Genomic DNA, 22,249 nt, shown 5'->3' with positions numbered 1-22,249 from the left:
ATGGCATCGCCGAGCCGCCCATGATAATGGAGCCGCGGGCTCATCGGCCAACTGACCAGGAAAGAGAGCGCAATGCCCGACAAGGTCAACAATCTCCAGGACATGTTCCTGAACAGCCTGAGGCGTACCAAGACCCCGGTGACCATGTTCCTGGTGAAGGGCGTGAAGCTGCAGGGGATCATCACCTGGTTCGACAATTTTTCGGTTCTGCTTCGCCGCGACGGCCAGGCCCAGCTTATCTACAAGCACGCCATCTCGACCATCATGCCTTCCCAGCCGCTCGACCTCGGGGGCCTGCAGGAGGCGTTCGCGGACAGCCTCGAAAAGAAGAAGCCGACTTTGTTGCAGGAGGTTTTCCTGGCGGCCGTGAAGAAGTCGGACGAGCCGGTGACGATGTTCCTCGTCAACGGGGTCATGCTCCAGGGCGAGATCGCGGCATTCGACCTGTTCTGCATGCTGCTCGAGCGCGACGGGCTTTGCCAGCTCGTCTACAAGCACGCGGTTTCGACCGTGCAACCCGAGAATCCGATCAACTTCGCAGAGGCCCAGGCCGAGGAGTGATCGCCTGAGCGTTTTCAACCGTGACGGAGCCGACGAATTCGCGCGCGGCGCCCGCGCCGTCGTCGCTCTGCCCGAGCTGGGGCAGGGGGCGCGGCGGGACGTGGCGGCGCGGCTGGAGGAGGCCGCGGGCCTCGCGGAAGCGATCGGAATCGCGGTCGAGGACAAGCTCCATTTCCGCGTTCGCCAGCCGCGTCCCGCGACCCTGTTCGGCAAGGGGCAGGTCGAGAGGATCGCCGACTCGCTCCGCCAGGCCGAAGCTGAGCTGCTGATCGTCGACGCCGCGATCACGCCCGTCCAGCAGAAGAACCTGGAGACCGAGACCAAGGCCAAGGTGATCGACCGGACCGGCCTGATCCTCGAAATCTTCGGCGAGCGCGCGGCGACCGCGGAGGGGCGGCTCCAGGTCGAGCTCGCCCATCTCGATTATCAGGCGGGCCGGCTGGTGCGCTCGTGGACCCATCTCGAGCGCCAGCGCGGCGGCTTCGGCTTTCTCGGAGGCCCCGGCGAGACCCAGATCGAGGCCGACCGTCGCCTGATCCGGGACCGAATGGCGAAGCTCAAGCGGGAGCTCGACCAGGTCGCGCGGACCCGCAGCTTGCACCGCGCCCGGCGCCAGCGCGCGCCCTGGCCGGTGATCGCTCTGGTCGGCTACACCAATGCCGGCAAATCGACCCTCTTCAACCGCCTGACCCGCGCCGACGTGCTGGCCGAAGACCTGCTGTTCGCGACTCTCGACCCGACGATGCGGGAAATCTCGCTGCCGGGCCTCGACAAGGCTATCCTCTCCGACACGGTCGGCTTCATCTCCGACCTTCCGACGCAACTCGTCGCCGCCTTCCGCGCCACATTGGAGGAAGTGCTTTCGGCCGACCTCATCGTCCACGTCCGCGACATCTCCCATCCGGACAGCGAGGCGCAGGCCGAGGATGTCGAGCAGGTGCTGAAGGAGATCGGAGTCGTCGGCGCCGCCGCGATCGAGGCGTGGAACAAGATCGATGCACTGGACGCCGACGCGGCGGCCCGCGTGTCGGCCGAGGCGGAGCGGCGCGACGACGTGGTCGTCCTGTCGGCGCTGAAGGGGGAGGGGGTGGACGACCTGCTTACCTGCATCTCGGCCAAGCTTCGCAAGGAAACGAAGGTCCGCACGGTCAGGCTCTCCGCCTCCGATGGCGAGCTGATCGCCTGGCTCCACGCCAATGGCGAGGTGCTCAGCCACGATTACGAAGGGCTGGAGACGAGCTATGCCGTGCGCCTGTCCGATGCCGATTGGGCGCGATTCCAGTCGTGGCGGCGGGAACGGGGCGGCTAAACCAGCTTCTTGGCCCGCTGCCAGAGCGCTTCGAGCTCGTCTATATTCATCTGATTCAAAGGCCTGGCGGCAATCTCTTCTACCTTGCGGAAGCGCGATTCGAAGCGCGCGGTGGCCTCGCGCAGCGCCGTTTCCGGATTGATATCGAGGTGGCGGGCATAGTTGACGACGGCGAACAGCAGGTCGCCGAGCTCGGCTGCGCGCTCTTCGTCATTTTCGGCGCGCTCGATCTCGCCCATCTCCTCGTCGATCTTCGCCTTCGGGCCTCCAATGTCCGGCCAGTCGAAGCCGATCCGGGCGGCGCGGCGCTGGATCTTTTCGGCCCGCTTGAGGGCCGGGAGGGCGAGGGCGACTCCGGCGAGGGCGCTCTCGTCCTGATCTCCCTCGCGCTCCGCGGCCTTCAAGGCCTCCCAGCCGGGGCTCTCCGGCGCATCGCCGAAGATATGCGGATGGCGGCGGATCATCTTGGCGCAGATCGACGCCATGACGTCATCGAGCGTGAAGGCGCCGATCTCCTCGGCCATGCGCGCATGATAGACGACCTGGAGCTGCAAATCGCCGAGCTCGTCCTTCAGCGACTCCATGTCGCCGCGGCGGATCGCGTCGGCGACCTCATAGGCTTCCTCGATCGTATAGGGCGCGATCGTCTCGAACGTCTGGGCGATGTCCCATTTGCAACCGGCGTGCCGGTCGCGCAGCCGCGCCATGATTTCCGCGAGCCGGGGGAGGCCGGAAGCGTGGCTGAGATCGGGTTCGGAAACGTCCATCGCTAAGTCCGATAATATACATTATGTAAAATATGAGTAAGGCGATCCGGGCTGAGCCGCGGCTTTATCGTCCCCCGCCAATGATTTGCCCGCCAGATCACGACCTCAGCATCAGCGTATTTCCCTCGACGCCCCAGGCGCTGAGGCTGGACAGGAAGTTCATCCCGATCACGTTCACGCTGTCGCCTCCGTCGCGTGAAATATGCACCGCCAGGTCGCGTCGCTCGATCGGCCCGACCTGGACCCGTTCCGCCTGGCCACGGTCCTGGACGGTCGAGCCGTTGGCAGTGTCGACCAGGACGCCGAAGCCGCCGTCGGCGTCGACTCCGACTGCCGCGGCAGTGGCCTGGTTCAACGTCGTTACCGTGGCGCCGCTATCGACCAGAAAAGTCACCGCATGCCCGTTGATTTCGCCGTTTAGCCAGAAATGGCCGTCCTCCGAACGCCGTATGCGGATCTCCTGGCCACGCGTCTCGACGACATTGTCGCCGCGCGCCTCGGCCATGGCCCGCGTTCCCAGGGCCATGAAATCGTCCTTGAGGACGAAGACCATGAAGACGGCACCGAAGATCAGCAGCCAGGCGAGTATTATCCTGGCCGCACGGCCGAGCGGCAGCCTTTGCGTCAGGAGAGCGCTGCCGACCAGCAAAAGGCAGCCGATAAAATAAACGAAACTAAGCGCTTGGTTGCCGTTATTCACAATTCGATCTCAAGCCCGTCATAACCCGGCTCGACCCCCTGTGGCACCTCGGCGCACAGCGTACGATAGTCCATGCTGTTGTCCATATGAGTCAGGACCGCTCGCTTCGGCGCCAGCCGGCGGATCCATTCGAGCGTGTAGGCAAGGTGCGGGTGGCTCTTATGCGGCCGGCGGCGCAGCGCGTCGACCACCCACAGATCGAGGCCCTCGAACAGCATCGCCATGTCGTCGCTCACGCTGTCGAAGTCGGTCGAATAGCCGATCGCCACCCCGCCGGCGTCGAAGCGCAGCCCGGCACTGGTGATCTCGCCGTGCGGCTGATCGACGGCGCGCACAGAAAGGCCGCCCAAGTTGATGTGGTTCGGCAGCAAATGGCCGGTGACCACGGCCGGATAGCCCCCCTTCCCCTCGAACGCATAGCCGAAGCGCCGCTTCAGCAGCGCCAGCGAGTCCTTGCGCGCATAGCCGGCCACCGGCCGCCTCCGGGAATGGTAGAGCTGCCTCAGGTCGTCGATGCCGTGGCAATGATCGGCATGGTCGTGGGTCCAGATCACCGCTTCGATGTCGCTGACCTCGGCGTCGAGCAATTGCTCGCGCAGATCGGGGCTGGTGTCGACGAGGACCCGGGATTCGCCATAGCTGACCAGGATCGAGGCGCGCCTGCGGCGATTGCGAGGCTCGTCGCGGTCGCACTCGCCCCAGTCGCCGCCGACCCGGGGCACGCCCGACGAGGTGCCGCTGCCTAGGATCCTGACCTTCACCCCGCTGCCTTGCTGAACAGGCGATAGAAATTGGTGCTGGTCCTGGCTGCGAGGTCCTCGACGGGTTCGCCGCGGAGCGCCGCGAGGAATCGCGCGGTGTCGGCGACGAAGGCCGGCTCGCACGGCCTTCCGCGGTGCGGCACCGGGGCCAGGAAAGGGGAATCGGTTTCGATCAGCAGCCGATCGGCGGGAATCGTGCGCGCCACGTCCTGAAGGGCATGGGCATTCTTGAATGTGACGATGCCCGAGATCGAAATGAAGAGGCCGAGCGCCAGAACCTTGTCGGCGAAATCCTGGCTGGCCGTGAAGCAATGGATCAGCGCCGGAAAGGCCCCCTTCTCCATTTCCTCGGCGATGATCGCGTAAGTGTCGTCCTCCGCGTCGCGCGTGTGGACGATGAGCGGCAGCCCAGTCTCGCGCGCCGCAGCGATATGGGCGCGGAAGCTGTCGCGCTGCCTCGCGCGGTCGCTATGGTCGTAATAATAATCGAGCCCGCTCTCGCCGATGCCGATCACGCTTGGGTGCCCGGCCCGTTCGACCAGCGTGGCGGTCTCGACATCGGGATGGACGTCGGCCTCGTGCGGATGGATGCCGACCGACGCCATGACGTCATCCTCACGCTCGGCGAGGCCGATCACCTCGTCCCATTCGGAGGCGCGGGTAGAGATGTTGAGCATGGCCGAGACACCGGCGGCGCGCGCGCGCTCGAGCACGGCCTGCTGCTCCTCCACCAGACCCTTATAGTTGAGGTGGCAGTGACTATCGACGAACATCGCGGCGCATGTAGTCGCTTGGGCCTCCGCCGTCACCCCGCATGGGCGTCATGCGCCGCGGCGCAGCCGATCCGGTAGGCCTCGGGCCAGCGATCCGGCTCGTAACGCCCCGTGCGGCAATCCTCGAAACCCTTTTCATAGGCGCGGCGCTGGAAGGGCGTCAGACCCTCGATCGCGCCAGGATCGGGCGCGGCGGGCACGGGCTCGACGGTCCGCCCGCCGGCTTTAGCCGGAGCCGGCTGCGGGACAACGATCGTGTTGACGGGCGCGGCTTCGTTCGGGGCGTCGGGCGGCTGGCAGGCCGCAAGCAGCAACGCCAGGACAAGGCTTCCGCGGCTCATCGCGGCGCAGAGCCCTCCAGCCGCGGGAAGACGCCCTGCGGGGCCGGAAGGGCGAGTCCCGGCTCAAGCCATGTTCCCAGGCTGGCGAAATTACGCGCGCCCTCGCCTTGCCCCAGCTGATCGAGCAAAGCGTCCGCCCCGGCGGGGATGATCCAGCGAACGAGGATGGCGAGGCGCCTCACCGCCTCCGCGGTGACGTAGAGCACGGAATTGGCACGTGCCGGATCGGTCTTGCGCAGGGCCCAGGGTGCCTGCCCGGCGAAATAGACGTTGGCCGCGCTCACGCCGCGCCAGATGCCTTCGATCGCCCGGTGAATGGCCAGGCCGGCCATCGCTTCGTCCATTGCGGCCCGTGCGGCATCCACCTCGGCCAGCACGGCCTCGTCCTCCGCGGTCGCGCTTCCCTTCCCCGGCACCCTGCCCTCGCACGCCTTGGCGACGATCGACAGGCAGCGCTGGGCGAGATTGCCGAGCCCGTTGGCGAGATCCGCGTTGCAGCGGTTGACGATCGCCTCCTCGTTGTAGCTTCCATCCTGCCCGAACGGCACCTCGCGCAGCAGGAAGTAGCGCAGCGGGTCGATTCCGAAGGCCTCGGCCAAAGCGAGCGGATCGACCACGTTGCCGAGCGATTTGGACATCTTCTCGCCGCGGTGGAGCAGGAAGCCGTGGCCGAACACCTGGCGTGGCAGGGGAAGGCCCGCGGACATCAGGAAAGCCGGCCAGTAGACGGCATGGAAGCGCACCACGTCCTTGCCGATGATGTGGATATTCGCTGGCCAGAACTTTGCATAATTCTCTGTATTATCAGGATAACCCACGCCGGTCAGGTAGTTGGTCAGAGCGTCCAGCCAAACGTACATGACGTGCGTGCCGCTGCCCGGGACCTTGACGCCCCAATCGAAGCTGGTGCGCGAGATGGAGAGGTCGGTGAGGCCGCCCTCGACGAAGCGCATGACCTCGTTGCGGCGGCCCTCGGGACGAATGAAGTCCGGCTCGGCCTCGTAATGGGCGAGCAATTTGTCCTGATAGGCGGAGAGGCGGAAGAACCAGCTCTCCTCGACGGTCCATTGAACCTCGGTGCCCTGCGGCGAGAGCTTCTCGCCGCTCTCGGCGACGACCAGTTCCTCCTCGCCATAATAGGCTTCGTCGCGGACCGAATACCAGCCTTCGTAGCGGCCGAGATAGATGTCGCCTTTGTCGGCCATCGCCTGCCAGATCGCCTGGCTGGCGCGGACATGGTCGGGCTCGGTGGTGCGGATGAAGCGATCGTAGGAGATGTTGAGGACGTCATCCATCGCCTTGAACGTGCTCGACATTCTCTCCGCAAATGCTGCCGGGGCAATGCCTTCCTCGCGCGCCGCCTGAGCCATTTTGAGGCCGTGCTCGTCGGTGCCGGTAAGGAAGAAGACCTCGCGCCCCTTAAGGCGCTGGAAGCGCGCGATCGCGTCGGTTGCGACCGCCTCGTAGGCGTGGCCGATATGCGGCCGGCCGTTGGGGTAGCTGATCGCGGTGGTGATATAGAAGGGCTCAGCCATCGAAGGTGCGACTAGCCGGGTTGAGCCGGGCGATAAAGGGCTAAGCCGCGGCCTGATCCCGGCATGGCGCCAGCTCGGCGAGCATTCCTGCCAGCTCGAACACCGTCGTCTGGGCATCGAGAGAGAGGCGCTGCGCGCTTCCCGCAAGCGCGTTCGCCCGCTCCCACAGCTTCAGCGCTTCGGCCAGCGCCGGCCCCTGCCGCGTCTTCGCCTCCCCGGCGATGCGCGAAGGGGCGCGGGCGAGGAACGCCTCGTAGCGCGGCTGGGCGGATTTGAGCGCGAGGCTCTGGGCGAGCGTCGAGCGGCGGGCGTTGAACGGATCCCCCTCGCGGACGAGCGCGTCCATCTCCCGGTCGAGTCCCTCGACGTCGAGCCCTCGCCAGGCGATTGCACGCCCCGGCGCCCCCTTCCCCACGGCGGTCAGCGCGGCGAGCTCTTCGGCATCGGCGTCGGGCAAAGCCGCCTCGAGCGCCGACGCCATGACGTCATCGCCCAGAGGCGCGAAGCGCAGGATTCGGCAGCGCGAGCGGATGGTCGGCAACAGGCGCTCGGGCGCGTGGCTGACGAGCAGGAAGACGGTGTCGGGAGGCGGCTCCTCCAGATTCTTGAGCAGCGCGTTGGCGCCGGCCGTCTCGAGATCGTCGATCGAGTCGATCACCACCGCGCGCCACGGCGACATCGAGGGCGTGGTGGCGAACAGGCGCTGGAGCGAGCGCACCTGGTCGACGGTGATCGACCGGGCAAGCTCGGTGCCGCTTTCCTTCACCAGACGCTCCAGCCGCATCAGATCCGGATGGCTGCCGGCGGCGACCAGCCTTGCCGCCGGATGATCTTCGGCCACGTCGAGTCCCGGAAGGTCCGCTCGAGGCTCAGCAGCATACGCCAGGACGCGAAGCGCCGCCTTGTCGGCGAACAGGGCCTTGCCCACGCCCCGCGGCCCGGCGAGCAGCCAGGCATGATGGAGCCGTCCGGATTCGAGCCCGGCACGGAAGGCGGCGACTGGTTCCTCGTGGCCGTGGAGCCGCGTCACAGCAAATCCTCGATCGCGGAAAGTATTCGTGCGGTTACTGTGTGGGGAGCGCCAGAGGCTTCGATAACCCGCCAGCGTTGCGGTTCATCCGCGGCGAGGCGGGCAAAAGCCTGAGCCACGCCGCGGTGATAGTCTGGGCCGCGCCCGCCGATCAGATCCGCCCCGCCCGTGTCGCGTCGCCCGGCTCGCTCGGCGGCCTCCTTATCGGGAAGCTGCAAAAGCAGGGTGCGGTCGGGCAGGAAACCGCGGCTTCCCGCCTCGTGAAGGCCGCGCACCCTCTCGAAGCCCAGTCCGCCCGCGCCGCCCTGATAGGCGATCGAGCTGTCGACGAAGCGGTCGCAGAGCACCCACGCGCCACGCGCCAAGGCGGGGCGAATGGTCTGCGCGACATGATCGGCGCGGGCGGCGGCGAACAGCAGGGCCTCCGCTTCGGCGCCCCAGTGATGGTCGTGGAGTAGCAGTGCGCGGATCGCCTCGGCCCCCGGGCTCCCGCCCGGCTCGCGGGTCTCGACCACTTCGAGGCCCCGCTCTCTGAGCGCGCTCGCCAGCGCCTTCAGCTGGGTGGATTTGCCGACGCCCTCGCCTCCCTCGAGCGAGATGAACCTGGCGGTCACGCCAGCCCTAGGATGCTCTTGAGGCCCGTCCATATGCGCCTGAAGAAGCCGGCCTCGCCGACATCGCTTTCGGCGACGAGCGGCATGGTCTGGGGGGGCATGTCGGCGGTGGTGACGACGAGGTCGGCGACGTGCTGGCCGCGCGCGATCGGCGCCTTGACCGGTCCGCGGTAGACGATGCGCGCCCGCAAGCCCTGTCCGAGCCCGGCGGGATAGGTGACGGCGATGTTCCGCGGCGCGACGAGGCCGACCGTGGAGGAATTGCCGAGCTGCACCTGCGCCTCGCCGATCCGCTGCCCCTGCTGAAGCAGCGGGCGCGACTGCCAGGCGTTGAAGCCCCATTGCATGAAGCGCACCGATTCCTCGATCCGCTGGTTGAAGCTGCCGAGGCCCGCGACGACCATCACGATCCGCCGTCCGCCCTGCTCCGCGGAGCCGGTGAAGCCGTAGCCGGCCTCGTCCGTATGGCCGGTCTTGAGCCCGTCGGCGCCGGGCACCCGGCCGAGCAGCGGGTTTCGGTTGCCCTGGGTGATCGCCTGGTTGGAGCCCATCGTCCGGCCCCACGTGAACTCGCGCGTGTTATAATATTCTCGGTAGAGCTGCGGATAGTCGCGGATCGTGCCGGCGGCGAGCGTCGCGAGGTCGCGCGCCGTGGTGTAGGTAACCCCCGCGTCCGGCCAGCCCACCGGGTTGCCCCAGTTGGAATTGGCGAGGCCCATCGCGCGCGACTGGCGGTTCATCAGCGCGACGAAGGCCGGCTCCGTCCCGGAAATGCACTCGGCAAGAACGACCGTGGCATCGTTGCCGGACAGAGTGACGATGCCGTGGAGCAGGTTGCGAACGCTGACCTGCTCGCCGGGCGAGAGGAACATGGTCGATCCGGCCTCGGGCCCGTGCCAGCGCTGCCACGTTTCAGGGCGAACGGTGCACATCTTGTCGGGACTGAGCTCGCCGCGCTTGATCAGGTCGAAGGCGACGTGGGTGGCCATCATCTTGGCCATCGAAGCCGGAGGGATGCGCCGGTCGGAATCCTTGGCGTAGAGCACCGCCCCGGACGAGAGATCGATCATGTAGGCGACGCTGGCGGGCGTCTCGAACGGCGGCGCGGCGGCCATTGCGGGCATGGCGATCGCTGCGACGGAGGCAAGAAGATACAACGGCTTGCGGATCATGATCTGAGACGGTTCCTCAATTGGTGCGGGCCACCGAATCGGCGAGCAACGCGACGGTCAGCGCGTAGAAGTTCGAGCAATTATAGTCGAGTATCACCCGGTAATTGTTGGTCGTGAGATAGGCGGTGGCGCCCGGACCGTCGGGCTCGATCAAGGAGGCGAGCGCGCCGTCCGGAAGGCTGTTGGCGATTCCCCGGCGGCGCCATTCGGCCCCGCTCAGCCAGCGGCTGTGGCGGGCGAAGACCGGGGCGCAGCGCGGCGCGCGCAGGCGATTGGCGACCGACGAGCGATCGAAACCCGCGGGCACGCTCACCGCGGTCCCCCAGGTGAGTCCCGGCCGCCAGCCGGCGCTGCGCAGATAATTGGCGATCGAGGCCAGCGCGTCGAGATGGCTGCGCCAGATGTCCGGCCGCCCGTCCCCGTCGCCATCGACCGCCAGGCGCAGGTAGACCGAAGGCAGGAATTGCGGGTGGCCGGCGGCGCCCGCCCAGCTCCCCTTGAGTTCCTCGCGCGGAAAGCCGCGTTCGACGAGGCGCAAGGTGGCGATGAACTCGTCGGTGAAGAGCTGCCGCCGCCTGCCTTCATAGGCGAGGCTCGCAAGGCTGTTGAGCAGATCGAAATTGCCCATGATCGTGCCGTAGCCGGTCTCCTTGCCCCAGATGGCGACCAGATATTGTGCGGGAACGCCGTAGCGGCGGCTGATCTCGCGCAGGCGCGGCAGGTTTTCGGCGTAGCGGGCGCGGCCGCGATCGATCAGGGCCTGGGTCAGCTGGCGGGCGCGATAGGGGGCGAAGGGCGGATTGGTCGGGGTTCCCGCGGTGCCGCCGGGCTGGGCGCGGTCGAGTTCGACGGTGCGGGCCGAGAATTCGAGCGTCGGGAAGATTCGCTCGATCGTCGCTTCGCGGATGCCGGCGCGGGCGGCCTCGGCGCGAAGCCGGGGCAGATAGTCGCGAAAGCCTTCCGCGGAGAGCGCCCGCTGGGCCAGCGCCGGGCTTTCGCCGAGCTCGACCGTGCCGTGGCCGAGCCGTGGCTCTGGCGCCCCTGCCAGAAGGACCGCCGCCGCCAAGCAGTGCACCAAACGCATCTTCACCCTCGCTTACGCCTTGCCGCCTCTATGACATGGCGGCGCGGTCCATGAAACGCCCGAATGCCGCTCCGGCCCCATTTTGTTGGCGGCTGACGGCGTTCGCGGGCATGCTCGGGAATACGATTCGGCATTCAGGAGCTCTCATGGCGTCCGTGGTCGATGTCTTTCCGCGCCGTCCGCTCAAGCTGGCGCGCGATCCGAAGCGGCGCAATTGGCGAATCGTCCTTCTCGCCGTCGCCCTGCTGAGCGCCCTTCCCGCTCTCTATTGGGGCTCGCAGGCCTGGACGAGCCAGCAGTTGCGTGCCGACCTGCGCGCGCGCGGCGTCCATGCGGCGGACACGATGGATGCGGACGGCGAATGCATGTCGCGCCGCAGCCGGATCACCAACAGCGCGCGGCCGATCGATTGCTGGTTCACCGTCTCCTACCGCCTGCGGCCCGAGGAAGGCGGCACCGAGCGCAAAACGCAGATGCACCTGGAGGGCGCCTCGCCGGTCTTCACGCCGCCGGTAATCTACGATCCGCAGGATCCCGACCGCGCCATGCTCCAGCCGGAGGCGGAGCGCGCGATGACCTGGTCCGAGCTGGCGGGACCTGTCGCGCTGTTGCTCATCCCCGCGGCGATCCTTGCCGCCTTCTTCTTCACTTCGCGCCGGGGCCTGGCCGCCGCTGCCGCGCGCCCGCAGCCGCTGCTCGTCCCGATCGAGAAGGCCATCCGCAGCCCCGGGCGCATCTACCTCCACACGCGGGCGGCGGGCGCCGAGAAGCCGACCGTCGATACCTTCCCGGCGCCGGCGATGCCCTTGCTGGTAGCGCCGCCGCCGGGCGCTTCAGGGGAACAGCAATGGACCCTGGCGCTGAGATCGCCCAGAGGCCGGCACCATGTCCTCGACAGCGCGCTCGCCTGGCTCGATCTTACCCCCGAGGAGCGCAGCCGCGTGCTGAGCGCGGCCCGCGGCACTTGAGGTGCGCGCCGCCGCCGCTTAAGCGCGGGGCAAGGATGGGTGGCCGAGTGGTTTAAGGCAGCGGTCTTGAAAACCGCCGTGGGTTCACGCCCACCGTGGGTTCGAATCCCACCCCATCCGCCAGCGCCCGGGCGATCGCCGCCGCGAGCGCCTGTGCCCCGCGCTTATTGGGGTGTCGGTCGGCCCGCAAGCGCCAGGCGGGATCGAGGCGGACCAGCAAATAGGGGATATGCGCGTCGTCGAGCACTCGGCGGCGGATTGCGCGCTCGGCGGACTCCTCGGGCGCATATTCGGGCACAAGGATGAGTGCGCGGGCGCCGCGCGCCTCGACGAGTCGGATCGACGTTTGAAGGACGGCCCGGGTCATCGCCACGCCCTCTTCGATGCCTTGCGCGCTTCGGTAGCGGAGCAGGCGCCGCGCCAGCTCGACGAGGCGAAGCGAGGGCGGCTCTGCGGGATGCCAGGCGAGGCGCGAGTCGAGATGCGGGCGATCCCGGTCCAAATTGCGGTCGAACAGCATCGGCACGAACGGGATGATCACGGCAACCGGCCGGCGGAAGCGCGGCAGCTCGGCGCGCAGCCTGAGGAACATCTGGTCCGAAGCGTAGGCGTTGACCGAGAGATTGGCGACCTGGAGCCCGGTGGCCGCTTCGAGCCGGGCATGGATCGTCTCGGGCCATTGGAGACCGTAGCCGAGCAGGAAGGATTCGCCGGCGAGCAGGATGGTCGGCCGAGCGGGATCCGGCGCAGCGGCGGGATCGCGCGCGCGGTAGCCGAAACGGTCGATCGCATAGTCGACAGGGCGGCCGTCGATCTCGGCCGGTCCGCGATGGTTCGGGACGAACGTCCAGCCGAGCCGCGAGTCCGGCCGGCGCAACGGCTCCTTCGTTCCCCAATGCTCCTGAGTCGAGCGCCACGTCCGCGTGTGCAGCACCGCCTCGGTGACCCCGAAGGCCGCAGCCACGGCCAGTGTCACCGAGAGGGCCGAGACGGCCATTTCCCTCCCCCGCCCTTCGGCGATCGGACGCAGGATTCGGGGCCTGACGAAAAGCAGGACGGCGAGTCCGATCAGCGCCACCAGCGCACGCAGCGCCTGGACGAGGCCGATCTGAAAGCCGCGCGACCAAGCGAAGGTGGGCATGAAGTGGCGCTCGGCCCAGGCAGGCCCCGCAGCGGCTGCGAGCGCGATCAGCAAGAGGCCGGCGAGCGCCAGGAACAGGTTCGCGGCGCGGGCGGCGGAGGCGCTTCGGCTCGTGACTCCGCCCGGCATTGGCAGGCTTCCCAACGCTATGATAAGCAATTCCAAGGAGTATCGTCGATGCGCGCGTTGCTCAAGCCGGTGCAGCGATGGGTCTGGGGGGATGAAGCGCGCCGCGGCCTGAGGCTGATGCGCTTCTCCGAGGTCGAGGCTGATGGCGGACGCGATCTCGTCCGCGCTGCCGAGCTGACCCCCGATCCGCGCCTCAGGAAGCTGTACCTGCGTCACGCGGGCGACGAGCGGCGCCATGCGGAGATGTTCTTCAACCGGGCGATCGAGCTGCTGCGCGTCCATCCGGGGACCGCCGGCGACACGATCCAGCGCGACTGGCTCGCGCCCGGCGAGCGGGGGCTCGACGACGTCGAGATCGGCCCCGGCGGCGACGCGCCGCTGCTGGCCTTCCTCCATCTGTCCGAAGCCAATGCGGCGCGCGATTTCGCCGTCTACCGAGACGCGGTCGGCGCCGACGAGGCGACCCGCGCCGTGTTCGACCGGATCCTGCGCGATGAGGTGTTCCACATGAACTACACGAAACGCGAGCTCGAGCGCGTCTCTCCCACCAAGGCGAAGGGCCTGATCTGGAAGGCGCGGCTCAAGCGGGTGTGGCAGGCCTATCTGCGCTTCGCCGTGGCGCTCGCCGGGCTGATCGGCGGAGTGATCCTGACGCTTCAATATTTCATCCTGCTGCCCCCCTTCGCCTGGATCTCCAAGCGCGCGGCCAGGCGCGAGCCGCAAGGCTGGGTCGAGCTTCCCGGCGATGCAGGCCACGATCTGCGCGGGCAGTTTTGATGAAGATCCTCGGTCTCTCCTGCCACTATCACGACGCGGCCGCCGCCTTGCTGGTCGACGGCTTGCCGGTCGCCGCGGTTCAGGAGGAGCGGCTGTCGCGGCGCAAGAACGACGCCGCCTTCCCGCTCGCGGCGATCGAATATTGCCTCGACGAGACGGGACTGGAGCCCGGCGATCTCGACGCGGTGGTCTTCTACGAGCGGCCGATGCTGAAGTTCGACCGCGTGCTCACCACTTTGCTGCGGGGCTTCCCCCGCTCCTACCGCGCCTTCCCCCATGCGATGAAGAACATGCTCGGCGAGAAAGCGTGGGTGCGCGGAATCATCTCCTCGAGGCTCGGCGTGCCCGGCTCGAAGATCCTGTTCACCGAGCACCACCAGGCGCACGCCGCGGCCGCCTTCCTCACCGCCCCGACCGGCGAGGCGGCGATCCTCACCGCCGACGGCGTCGGCGAATGGGCGACCCTGACGGCGGGGCGCGGATCGCGTGGGCCCGGGGGCACGGCGATCAGGCTCGAGAGGGAGATCCGCTTCCCCCACTCGCTCGGAATGCTCTACTCGACCTTCACGGCCTGGCTCGGCTTCGCGGTCAACGAGGGCGAGTATAAGGTGATGGGCCTCGCCGCCTACGGCCGCCCGAATATGGCCGACGAGGTCCGCAAGCTCGTGCCGCGCACCGCCGACGGCGCGTTCCGCCTCGACCTCGACTATTTCGATTTTCAGGGCAGCGTCGAAAGCTCCTTCTCCCGCCGCTTCGTCGAGATGTTCGGCCCCGCGCGGCGCGCCTGCGACCCGATCGATCTCTCCAGCGCGGCCGGGCGCCATTATGCGGACTGCGCGGCGAGCGTTCAGCTGGTGCTCGAGGATATCCTGGTGGACATCGCCCGCGATCTGCGCCGGCGGACCGGCCTCGCCGATCTCTGCTTCGGCGGCGGAGTGGCGCTGAACGGAGTCGCCAATGCCCGGATCCTGCGCGAATCGGGCTTCGAACGCCTGTTCGTGCCGACCTCCCCCGGCGACTCGGGCTGCGCGCTCGGTGCGGCGCTTTATGCCGACCGGATCCACTTCGGAAATCCCGACCGGACGCTGCCCGATCATGGCTTCCTGGGCCCTGCCGTCGATGGGGCGGCGCTGGCGCGGATCGCCGAGGAAGACGGGCTCGCGGTCGAGGCGCTGGACGACGACCAGTTGATCGCACGCTGCGCCGACGCGCTCGCGGCGGGCAGGATCGTCGGCTGGATGGACGGCCGCTGCGAGTTCGGGCCGCGAGCGCTCGGGCACCGAAGCCTGCTCGCCGCGCCGAACGACGCCGCGATGCGCGACCGGCTCAACCGCGACATCAAATATCGCGAGGAGTTCCGCCCCTTCGCCCCCGTCGTGCCGGAGGAGATCGCCGACCTTTACTTCGAGCTGCCGCCCGGTGGGGCGCGGCTGGCGCGCTTCATGTCCGGAGTCTTCCCCGTGCGCCCGGAATGGCGGGAGAGGCTCGCGGCCGTCACCCATGTCGACGGCACCGCGCGGGTGCAGACGTTGAGCCGCGACTTCGCGCCGCGGCTCTACACCTTGCTCGAGGCCTATGGCGAGCGGAGCGGCGTTCCGGTCCTGCTCAACACCTCGCTCAACATCGCCGGCGATCCGATCGCCTGTTCGGCGGCCGAGGGCTATTCGACCTTCCACCGAAGCGGAATGGACCTGCTCGTCGCCGGCCGGACTCTGATCAGGAAACGCGTGCGCGCCGAAGCGCGGCGCGAGGAGGAATTTGCATGATCCCCCAGCGCGGACGCTTCCGGCGCCAGCTTGCCGTTCTCGCCAGCGCCTTCGGCTCGACCGCCCACCTCGCGCGGGGCCTGTGGCGCGGCGGATCGGAGAAGAGGATGATCATGCCGCTGGCGATCTTCCTGTGCGTCACCGGCTTCCTCCTGATCCTCGCGGCGGGCATCGAGGCGTTGGCGCCGTTCATCTATTCGATCTTCTAGGAGCATCGTGCGGAAAAGTGGGAACCGGTTTTCCGCGCTGACGATGCGGCAACGGGGTCCAGCATCGTGACGCTTCTCGCCTGCCCGCTCTGCCAGGCCTCGCTCGACGCCGCGCTGTGCTGCGAAGGCTGCGGCAGGCAATGGCCGGCGCCGGACGGCATTTCCTGCCTTCGCCTCGACGCCGACGCCCGCACCGAGACGGTTCGCAATTTCTACAATGCGGCGCCCTTCCCCGGCTACCCGCCCGGCGACAGCCTCACCTGGCTGCGCGCCAGGGCGGGGCGCAGCGCCTTCGCGCAATTGCTCGACCGATCCCTCCCCGGCGATGCGCGGATCGCCGAGATCGGCTGCGGCACCGGTCAGACGAGCCTGTTTCTCGCCCGCGCCGACCGCGTGATCGTCGCCCTCGATCTGTCGCGCGAGGCGTTGAAGCTCGGCGCCGATGCGGCGCGACGCTACGGAATCGACCAGGTGACCTTCGTCGAGGCGAACCTCAACGCCCTGCCGCTCAAGGCTGGAGCGTTCGACCTCGTCTACTCCTCCGGAGTGCTCCATCACACGCCCGACCCCCGCGCGGCCTTCTCCCGCATCGTCCGCGCTGCGCGCCCCGGCGGAATGATCGTACTCGGCCTCTACAACCGCATTGCGCGGATTCCCCTCAGGCTGCGGCGCGGCGTCGCCCGCCTTACCGGCCTTCGCTGGATTCCCTTCGACCCCGTCCTGCGCGACCGCAAGGCCGAGCCGGCCCGCCGCGAGGCGTGGCTTCGCGACCAGTATCGCCATCCCGAGGAGCATCGCCACAGCGTCGGCGAGGTCCGCCGCTGGTTCGCCGAAGACGGGGTCGAGTGGCTGCGCACCTATCCCAGCACGATCGCCGGCGACGAGCCCGACAACCTGTTCGAGCCCTCCGCCGATTGCTGGCCGCTCGAGGCCTGGGCCGCGCAGGTGGGCTGGATGCGCAGCCTTGGCGGCGAAGGGGGCCTGTTCGTCACCGTCGGGCGCCGCCGATCCACGTAATCCTACGGGGTTGCCGCGGGGGGCCGAACGTCTAGGCTGGTCGCCGCCAGGACACGGGGGGGACAGTGGATGTGGCGGGGGATCGCGTTCGTAATCATAGGCTGGCTGCTCGCCCTGGCTCCCGCTCGGGCTGAATGGCGGCGCGCCGAGAGCCCGAGCTTCGTCCTCTACGGCAACATGTCCGAATCCCAGCTTCGCGAACGAAGCCTGCTGCTCGAGGATTTCGACCGGCTGCTTCGCAGGCTGGCTTCGAGCGACCGGCCGGCGCCCAAGCTCCACGTCTATTTCGTCGACGGGATCGCGGATCTGCGCATGGTGCGGGAAGTCCCCATGAGCACGGCCGGCTATTACATGGCTTCGGACGACGGCATCGCCGCGATCGTCGACGCCCGCGCGGAGAGCCGCGGGACGGAGATCCTGTTCCACGAATATACCCATCATTTCATGTGGCAGCACATGCCCAACACCTACCCGACGTGGTACGTGGAGGGCTTCGCCGAATATTTCTCGACGGTGCGCTTCAGCGGCGATCACATCGACATCGGCAATTATTCGCGCGGCCGGGCCTCGTCGATCCTCGACGGCGCCTGGCTGCCGATGGAGCGGGTGCTCAACGGCGGAACCGACGGCCTCAACGCCGAGGCCGGGGCGGCCTATTACGCGCAGAGCTGGCTGCTCGTTCACTATTTCTACAGCACGCCGGAGCGGCAGCGGGCGCTGTCCCAGTTCCTCCGGGCCTTCCGGAGGAGCCCCAGCGGCACGGACGCGCTGCTCGCCGCGACGGGCATGACTCCCGACGCTCTGACACGCGAACTCAGGCGCTACATCCAGGGCGGCCAGATCGCCTACCGCCAGGCGCAGCGGGCGAGCGCCGCCGCCCCCCCGCCGATCGTCGTGACGACAATGCCCACCTCGACCGGCGATATGATTCTCTACGAGGCTGCGCTGCGGGTGGGAATCGCCGAGGACAGACGCCAGCCCTATCTCCAGCGCATCCGCGCCGCCGCGAGGCGCTATCCCGAGGATCCGCTGGCGATGCGCGTGCTCGCCCATGCGGAATTGCTCTACGGCGACGGCGCGAGCGCGGACCGGCTGCTCGACCGGCTGCTGGCGAGCGCGCCGAACGATGCCGACCTCATGTATCTGAAGGGCATGCGCTATTTGGCCCTGGCCAAGGCGGACGGCGCGCCGGAAAGCGCCTCGGCTTCGGCGACCTTATGGTTCGGACGCGCCCGCGCGGCGGACCCGACCCACTTTCAGGCGCTGATTCGCTACGTCGAAAGCCTCCACGGAGATCTTGCCTCCGCTTCCGAGGAGACTCGCGACCTGCTGGTCAGGGCAGGCCAGTTGGCGCCCCAGGTCGCTTCCATATCCCTCAACGCGGCGCGGGTGCTGATCGAGAGGGGCGATTATGACGAAGCCCTGCGCCTGCTCGCGCCGCTCGTCGCCAATCCGCACGACCGAAGCCTTGCCGCGGCGGCGAACGAGCTGATGCAGCAGGCGGCCGGAGGACGGCCTCGCGGAATGATCGAGGGCAAGCCGGATGGGGAGGCGCCGCCCGGCCCCACGCCCGCCCCGGCGCCGCACGGCACGGAATAAGCTGTTTCCCGCCGCGGCGCGAACCGCTACCGGGCGGGCGCAAGCGAGGGAAAAGATGGCCGATCCGAGACCCCTGCCCTTCGACTGGGCGGACCCGTTCGCGCTCGACGCGCAGCTTTCCGACGAGGAGCGGATGGTCCGCGACACGGCCGAGGGCTATGCGCAGGAGAAGCTTCAGCCGCGGGTCACCAGCGCTTATCTGGAGGAGCGCTTCGACCGGGAGATCATGAACGAGCTCGGCGAGCTCGGAATGCTCGGCGCCACGATCGACCACGAATATGGCGGCGCCGGACTCAATTACGTCAGCTACGGCCTGATCGCCCGGGCGGTCGAGCGGGTCGACAGCGGGTTCCGCTCGGCCATGTCGGTCCAGTCGAGCCTCGTCATGCACCCGATCAATGCTTATGGGAGCGAAGAGCAACGGCGGAAATACCTGCCGAAGCTGGCGTCGGGCGAATGGATCGGCTGCTTCGGCCTGACCGAGCCCGATGCGGGCTCCGACCCCGGCAGCATGCGTACCCGGGCAAAGAAGGTGGACGGCGGCTACGTCCTCTCAGGGGCCAAGATGTGGATCACCAATTCCCCGATCGCCGACGTCTTCGTGGTCTGGGCCAAGTCGGACGAGCATGAGGGTCGGATCAAGGGCTTCGTGCTCGAGAAGGGCATGAAGGGCCTCTCAGCGCCCAAGATCAGGGAGAAGCTCTCGCTTCGCGCCTCGATCACCGGCGAAATCGTGATGGACGAGGTCGAGGTTCCGCAAGAGAATCTGCTGCCGAATGTCTCCGGCCTGGCCGGCCCGTTCGGCTGCCTCAATCGCGCCCGCTACGGCATCGCCTGGGGCTCGATGGGCGCCGCCGAGGCCTGCTTCCACGCCGCGCGCGGCTACACTCTGGAGCGCAAGCAGTTCGGCCGTCCGCTGGCCGCCACCCAGCTCGTCCAGCTGAAGCTCGCGAACATGGTCACCGAGATCGGCCTCGGCCTGCAAGCGGCGCTGCGCGTCGGCCGGCGGCTCGACGCGGGGGAGCTGATCCCCGAGACGATCAGCATGATCAAGCGCAACAATTGCGGCAAGGCGCTGGAGATCGCCCGAATCGCGCGTGACATGCACGGCGGCAACGGAATCAGCGCCGAATTCCAGGTCATGCGCCATGCGGCGAACCTCGAAACGGTCAATACCTATGAGGGCACGCACGACGTCCACGCGCTGATCCTGGGCCGCGCGATTACGGGAATCGCCGCCTTTTGACGGACCAGCCGCTTCAGGGCCTGAAGGTCTTAGAGCTGGCACGAATCCTCGCCGGGCCGTGGGCCGGGCAGCTGCTGGCCGATCTCGGCGCCGAGGTGGTCAAGGTCGAGCGGCCCGGCTGCGGCGACGATACCCGCCATTGGGGCCCGCCCTTCGCCGCCGACGGCAGCGCCGCCTATTTCCACGCCTGCAACCGCGGCAAATCGTCGGTCGCCGTGGATCTGGAGACGCAGGCGGGGCAAGAGCAGGTCCGCGCGCTGGCCCGCGAGGCGGACGTTTTGATCGAGAATTTCAAGGTCGGTGGGCTGGCGCGCTTCGGGCTCGATTTCGAGAGCCTGAAGGCGGTCAATCCGTGCCTCGTCTATTGCTCGATCACCGGCTTCGGCCAGGACGGGCCCTATGCCGCCCGTGCGGGATACGATTTCGTCGTCCAGGCGATGGGCGGGATCATGGATCTGACCGGCGAGCCGGACGGTAAGCCGCAGAAGACCGGGGTCGCCTATGCCGACCTCTTCGCCGGCATGTACGCGACGACCGCTATCCTGGCCGCGCTTCGCGGGCGCGATGCGACCGGCTCGGGCTGCCATATCGACATCGCGCTGCTGGACACGCAGGTGGCGGTGCTCGCCAATCAGGCGATGAACTATTTCGTCACCGGCGAGCCGCCGCGACGTCACGGCAACGCCCATCCCAATATCGCGCCCTACCAGACCTTCACGGCCGCGGATGGCGAGCTGGTCGTCGCGGTCGGCAATGACGGCCAGTTCCGGCGTCTCTGCGCCCTCCTCGGCGTCGCGGAAGATGCCCGCTTCGCCACCAATGCCGACCGCGTCCGGAACCGGGCGGCCCTCGACGCCGTGCTCACCAACGCCATCTCGTCTCGCCGGCGCGACGAATTGCTCACGGCCCTCGCCGCCGCCGGCATCCCGGCGGGGCCGATCAACGATCTCGCCCAGGTTTTTGCCGATCCGCAGGTCATCGCCCGAGGGATGCGGATCGGTGGCGACGGGCCTCCGGGGCTCGCCTCACCGATCGTCATCGACGGCAAAAGACAGGTTTCCTCCCGTCCGAGCCCGCCCCGCGCCTGATACAAAATTGTTTGCGATCAGCGCCTTGCAAGACAGACACGGTTCCTTTATGCGCGCCATTCGATCTGAATGCGGGCGGAGGATTTCTTATGAGCTTGGTGCTGGTCAGCGTTGCTTTTCTTTCTTTTTCTGCTTTCCAGGCCGACCAGGGGCAGGCCGGGAGCGGCGCGGGGCTTTCCTCCGAGAATCGCGAGGCGCCGCAGAATGCCGACACCGGCGAGGGCACCGATGCCAACGGCGAGCGCCGGATCTGCCGCCGGATCACCACCAGCAGCACGCACCAGTACCGGCGCGTCTGCCTGACCGCCCGCCAGTGGCGCGATTACGACAATGAAGGCTGAGCGCTGAGGCCGGATCGACATCTAGCCAGCCGCTTGTTTGGCTTAGGATGTTTCCATTGCCGTCACCCCCGCGAAAGCGGGGGTCCAGCTCGTTTCTCTTCGTAAGCGGTTGAAGAAGCTGGATTCCCGCTTTCGCGGGAATGACGATGAAAATTGAATGTCGACCCTAAGGCCGCCGCCGGAACAGGAGGATGGGCTCGTCGCGATAGGTGGCGGGGCCTCTTTCGTCGAAGCCGAGCTTCTCGGCGACCCGGATCGACGGCGCATTGCCCTCGTCGATGATCGCTACCACTTCGGGCCGGTCGTGCGCGGCCTCGATCCAGTCGAGCGCGGCCAGGCCCGCCTCGGTGGCATAGCCCCGTCCGCTGGCCTCGGCGGCGAACAGCCAACCCATTTCCGGCACGTTCTCGACATTGGGAGTGATGTCGCGCTTGAAGTCGGCGAAGCCGAGCTGGCCGATCATGACCCCGTCGCTGCGCCGCGCGATCGCCCAATAGCCCCAGCCGAAGACGCTCCAGCAACCGGCACCGCACAGCAATTTGCGCCACGCCTCCTCGCGCGACAGCCCCTTGCCGCCGATATGGCGCATGACGGCCGGATCGCTCATCATCGTCGCTTGCGCGTCGACGTCGCCCGCGCCGAACGGGCGCAGGACGAGGCGTTCGGTTTCGAGGACCGGCGCGGCCCCCATCAACTGGCTATTTCTTGCCGAGGGAGAGACCGCCGAAGCGCTTGTTGAAGCGCGCCACCTGACCGCCGGTGTCGAGCATCTTGCCGCTGCCGCCGGTCCAGGCCGGATGGACCGTCGGATCGATGTCGAGCTGCAGCGTGTCGCCTTCCTTGCCCCAGGTGGAGCGGGTTTCGTACACGGTGCCGTCGGTCATCTGCACCTTGATCATGTGGTAATCGGGGTGGGTGTCGGTCTTCATGTCTTTGATCTTCCGTGGGTTTTGGCTGGTTCCGACCAGCCTGGCGGAAATGCAGAGCGCGCTCTACAGGCTGAGGCCGCGATTGACAAGCCATGCTGCGGCGCAATAACCCGTTCCGAGCGAAGGTGCCGCCCGTCAAGATCCCCATGAAAGTCGTACTTTCATGGGCCCTGGCACGGCGGTGAAAATGGGAAGCCGGTGAAAATCCGGCGCTGTGCCCGCAACTGTAAGCGGCGAGCTTGCCATCCGCAAAGGATGCCGAAGCGATCGAGCCGTGAGCCAGGAGACCTGCCTCCGCCGTCGTCCGCATCCGGCCGGGATCAGCCAGGGATGCGTGGCGCCGCGCGAGCGGCTCCTCCGAGGCGACATAAACGTGTCGTTTCAGGAGGATA

At 67.8% G+C, this 22,249-nt stretch carries 23 protein-coding genes, 1 tRNA gene and 1 riboswitch; of the genes, 12 read left to right on the top strand and 12 right to left on the bottom strand.

The features are described 5' to 3' along the window. Positions 1 to 72 precede the first annotated feature (72 nt). Both E6G92_04975 and hflX read left to right on the top strand, forming a co-directional pair. On the top strand, positions 73 to 561 hold the full coding sequence (locus tag E6G92_04975) for an RNA chaperone Hfq (GenBank protein TMJ19163.1): 489 nt from the start codon (positions 73 to 75) through the stop codon (positions 559 to 561). Between the two features lie 4 nt (positions 562 to 565). Further along, a complete protein-coding gene (hflX, locus tag E6G92_04970; GenBank protein ID TMJ19162.1) occupies positions 566 to 1,870 on the top strand; it encodes a GTPase HflX in 1,305 nt (434 codons plus the stop codon). Here hflX and mazG read toward each other — a convergent pair. From mazG to E6G92_04920, 10 genes are all read right to left on the bottom strand, one after another. Beyond that, positions 1,867 to 2,637, bottom strand: a complete 771-nt coding sequence (gene mazG / locus E6G92_04965) for a nucleoside triphosphate pyrophosphohydrolase (GenBank protein TMJ19161.1) — start codon at positions 2,635 to 2,637, stop codon at positions 1,867 to 1,869. The two genes, hflX and mazG, sit on opposite strands and share 4 nt — an antisense overlap. Before the next feature lie 97 nt (positions 2,638 to 2,734). Further along, entirely contained in the window at positions 2,735 to 3,286 is a 552-nt protein-coding gene (locus E6G92_04960) for a TIGR02281 family clan AA aspartic protease (GenBank protein TMJ19160.1), read from the bottom strand. Positions 3,287 to 3,333: 47 nt separating this feature from the next. Beyond that, a complete protein-coding gene (locus E6G92_04955) occupies positions 3,334 to 4,098 on the bottom strand; it encodes an MBL fold metallo-hydrolase (GenBank protein ID TMJ19159.1) in 765 nt (254 codons plus the stop codon). Further along, positions 4,095 to 4,871: a TatD family deoxyribonuclease gene (locus E6G92_04950; protein TMJ19158.1), complete on the bottom strand. Its 777-nt coding sequence runs from the start codon at positions 4,869 to 4,871 to the stop codon at positions 4,095 to 4,097. The genes E6G92_04955 and E6G92_04950 overlap by 4 nt, the downstream gene beginning before the upstream one ends. A 32-nt stretch (positions 4,872 to 4,903) precedes the next feature. Further along, the gene (locus E6G92_04945) at positions 4,904 to 5,212 is read right to left on the bottom strand and encodes a hypothetical protein (protein TMJ19157.1); all 309 of its coding nucleotides are present in this window, start codon (positions 5,210 to 5,212) and stop codon (positions 4,904 to 4,906) included. Next, positions 5,209 to 6,747 (bottom strand): methionine--tRNA ligase, encoded by a 1,539-nt coding sequence (locus E6G92_04940; GenBank protein TMJ19156.1) that lies wholly within the window; start codon positions 6,745 to 6,747, stop codon positions 5,209 to 5,211. Before E6G92_04940 ends, E6G92_04945 begins: the two co-directional genes overlap by 4 nt. A gap of 40 nt (positions 6,748 to 6,787) precedes the next feature. Further along, the gene (locus tag E6G92_04935) at positions 6,788 to 7,777 is read right to left on the bottom strand and encodes an AAA family ATPase (protein ID TMJ19155.1); all 990 of its coding nucleotides are present in this window, start codon (positions 7,775 to 7,777) and stop codon (positions 6,788 to 6,790) included. Beyond that, positions 7,774 to 8,424 carry a dTMP kinase gene (gene tmk / locus E6G92_04930; protein ID TMJ19154.1) on the bottom strand — a complete coding sequence of 217 codons (651 nt, stop codon included), beginning with the start codon at positions 8,422 to 8,424 and terminating at the stop codon, positions 7,774 to 7,776. The genes E6G92_04935 and tmk overlap by 4 nt, the downstream gene beginning before the upstream one ends. Beyond that, positions 8,388 to 9,563 (bottom strand): D-alanyl-D-alanine carboxypeptidase, encoded by a 1,176-nt coding sequence (locus E6G92_04925; GenBank protein TMJ19153.1) that lies wholly within the window; start codon positions 9,561 to 9,563, stop codon positions 8,388 to 8,390. Before E6G92_04925 ends, tmk begins: the two co-directional genes overlap by 37 nt. Positions 9,564 to 9,579: 16 nt before the next feature. Beyond that, positions 9,580 to 10,647, bottom strand: a complete 1,068-nt coding sequence (locus E6G92_04920; protein ID TMJ20713.1) for a lytic murein transglycosylase — start codon at positions 10,645 to 10,647, stop codon at positions 9,580 to 9,582. A gap of 146 nt (positions 10,648 to 10,793) precedes the next feature. Here E6G92_04920 and E6G92_04915 point away from each other — a divergent pair, with 146 nt between their 5' ends. The 10 genes from E6G92_04915 (at position 10,794) to E6G92_04870 (ending at position 20,928) form a co-directional block, all read left to right on the top strand. Next, entirely contained in the window at positions 10,794 to 11,615 is an 822-nt protein-coding gene (locus tag E6G92_04915; GenBank protein TMJ19152.1) for a hypothetical protein, read from the top strand. A 33-nt stretch (positions 11,616 to 11,648) separates the two neighbouring features. Continuing rightward, positions 11,649 to 11,738 (top strand) — tRNA-Ser (locus tag E6G92_04910). A 1,195-nt stretch (positions 11,739 to 12,933) separates the two neighbouring features. Then, on the top strand, positions 12,934 to 13,662 hold the full coding sequence (locus tag E6G92_04905; protein TMJ19151.1) for a ferritin-like domain-containing protein: 729 nt from the start codon (positions 12,934 to 12,936) through the stop codon (positions 13,660 to 13,662). Next, positions 13,662 to 15,428 carry a carbamoyl transferase gene (locus E6G92_04900; protein TMJ19150.1) on the top strand — a complete coding sequence of 589 codons (1,767 nt, stop codon included), beginning with the start codon at positions 13,662 to 13,664 and terminating at the stop codon, positions 15,426 to 15,428. Before E6G92_04905 ends, E6G92_04900 begins: the two co-directional genes overlap by 1 nt. After that, positions 15,425 to 15,637 carry a hypothetical protein gene (locus E6G92_04895; GenBank protein TMJ19149.1) on the top strand — a complete coding sequence of 71 codons (213 nt, stop codon included), beginning with the start codon at positions 15,425 to 15,427 and terminating at the stop codon, positions 15,635 to 15,637. Before E6G92_04900 ends, E6G92_04895 begins: the two co-directional genes overlap by 4 nt. 63 nt (positions 15,638 to 15,700) lie before the next feature. Continuing rightward, a complete protein-coding gene (locus tag E6G92_04890; protein ID TMJ19148.1) occupies positions 15,701 to 16,654 on the top strand; it encodes a methyltransferase domain-containing protein in 954 nt (317 codons plus the stop codon). Between the two features lie 69 nt (positions 16,655 to 16,723). Then, positions 16,724 to 18,253 carry a tetratricopeptide repeat protein gene (locus E6G92_04885; protein TMJ19147.1) on the top strand — a complete coding sequence of 510 codons (1,530 nt, stop codon included), beginning with the start codon at positions 16,724 to 16,726 and terminating at the stop codon, positions 18,251 to 18,253. 55 nt (positions 18,254 to 18,308) lie between these two features. Continuing rightward, entirely contained in the window at positions 18,309 to 19,499 is a 1,191-nt protein-coding gene (locus E6G92_04880) for an acyl-CoA dehydrogenase (protein TMJ19146.1), read from the top strand. After that, a complete protein-coding gene (locus tag E6G92_04875) occupies positions 19,496 to 20,587 on the top strand; it encodes a CoA transferase (GenBank protein ID TMJ19145.1) in 1,092 nt (363 codons plus the stop codon). The genes E6G92_04880 and E6G92_04875 overlap by 4 nt, the downstream gene beginning before the upstream one ends. 89 nt (positions 20,588 to 20,676) lie before the next feature. Beyond that, entirely contained in the window at positions 20,677 to 20,928 is a 252-nt protein-coding gene (locus E6G92_04870) for a hypothetical protein (protein ID TMJ19144.1), read from the top strand. A gap of 166 nt (positions 20,929 to 21,094) precedes the next feature. Here the strand turns inward: E6G92_04870 and E6G92_04865 are convergent, their stop codons facing one another. Then, a complete protein-coding gene (locus E6G92_04865; GenBank protein ID TMJ19143.1) occupies positions 21,095 to 21,619 on the bottom strand; it encodes a GNAT family N-acetyltransferase in 525 nt (174 codons plus the stop codon). Positions 21,620 to 21,626: 7 nt separating this feature from the next. Beyond that, positions 21,627 to 21,857 (bottom strand): 50S ribosomal protein L31, encoded by a 231-nt coding sequence (locus E6G92_04860; protein TMJ19142.1) that lies wholly within the window; start codon positions 21,855 to 21,857, stop codon positions 21,627 to 21,629. A 148-nt stretch (positions 21,858 to 22,005) separates the two neighbouring features. Then, positions 22,006 to 22,168: riboswitch (cobalamin riboswitch) on the top strand. Positions 22,169 to 22,249 lie beyond the last annotated feature (81 nt).

It is taken from the genome of Alphaproteobacteria bacterium (assembly GCA_005883305.1).
Classification (GTDB): domain Bacteria; phylum Pseudomonadota; class Alphaproteobacteria; order Sphingomonadales; family Sphingomonadaceae; genus Allosphingosinicella.
Note: the sequence above shows the minus strand (reverse complement) of the source record. Positions and strands in the feature narration are given on the sequence as shown.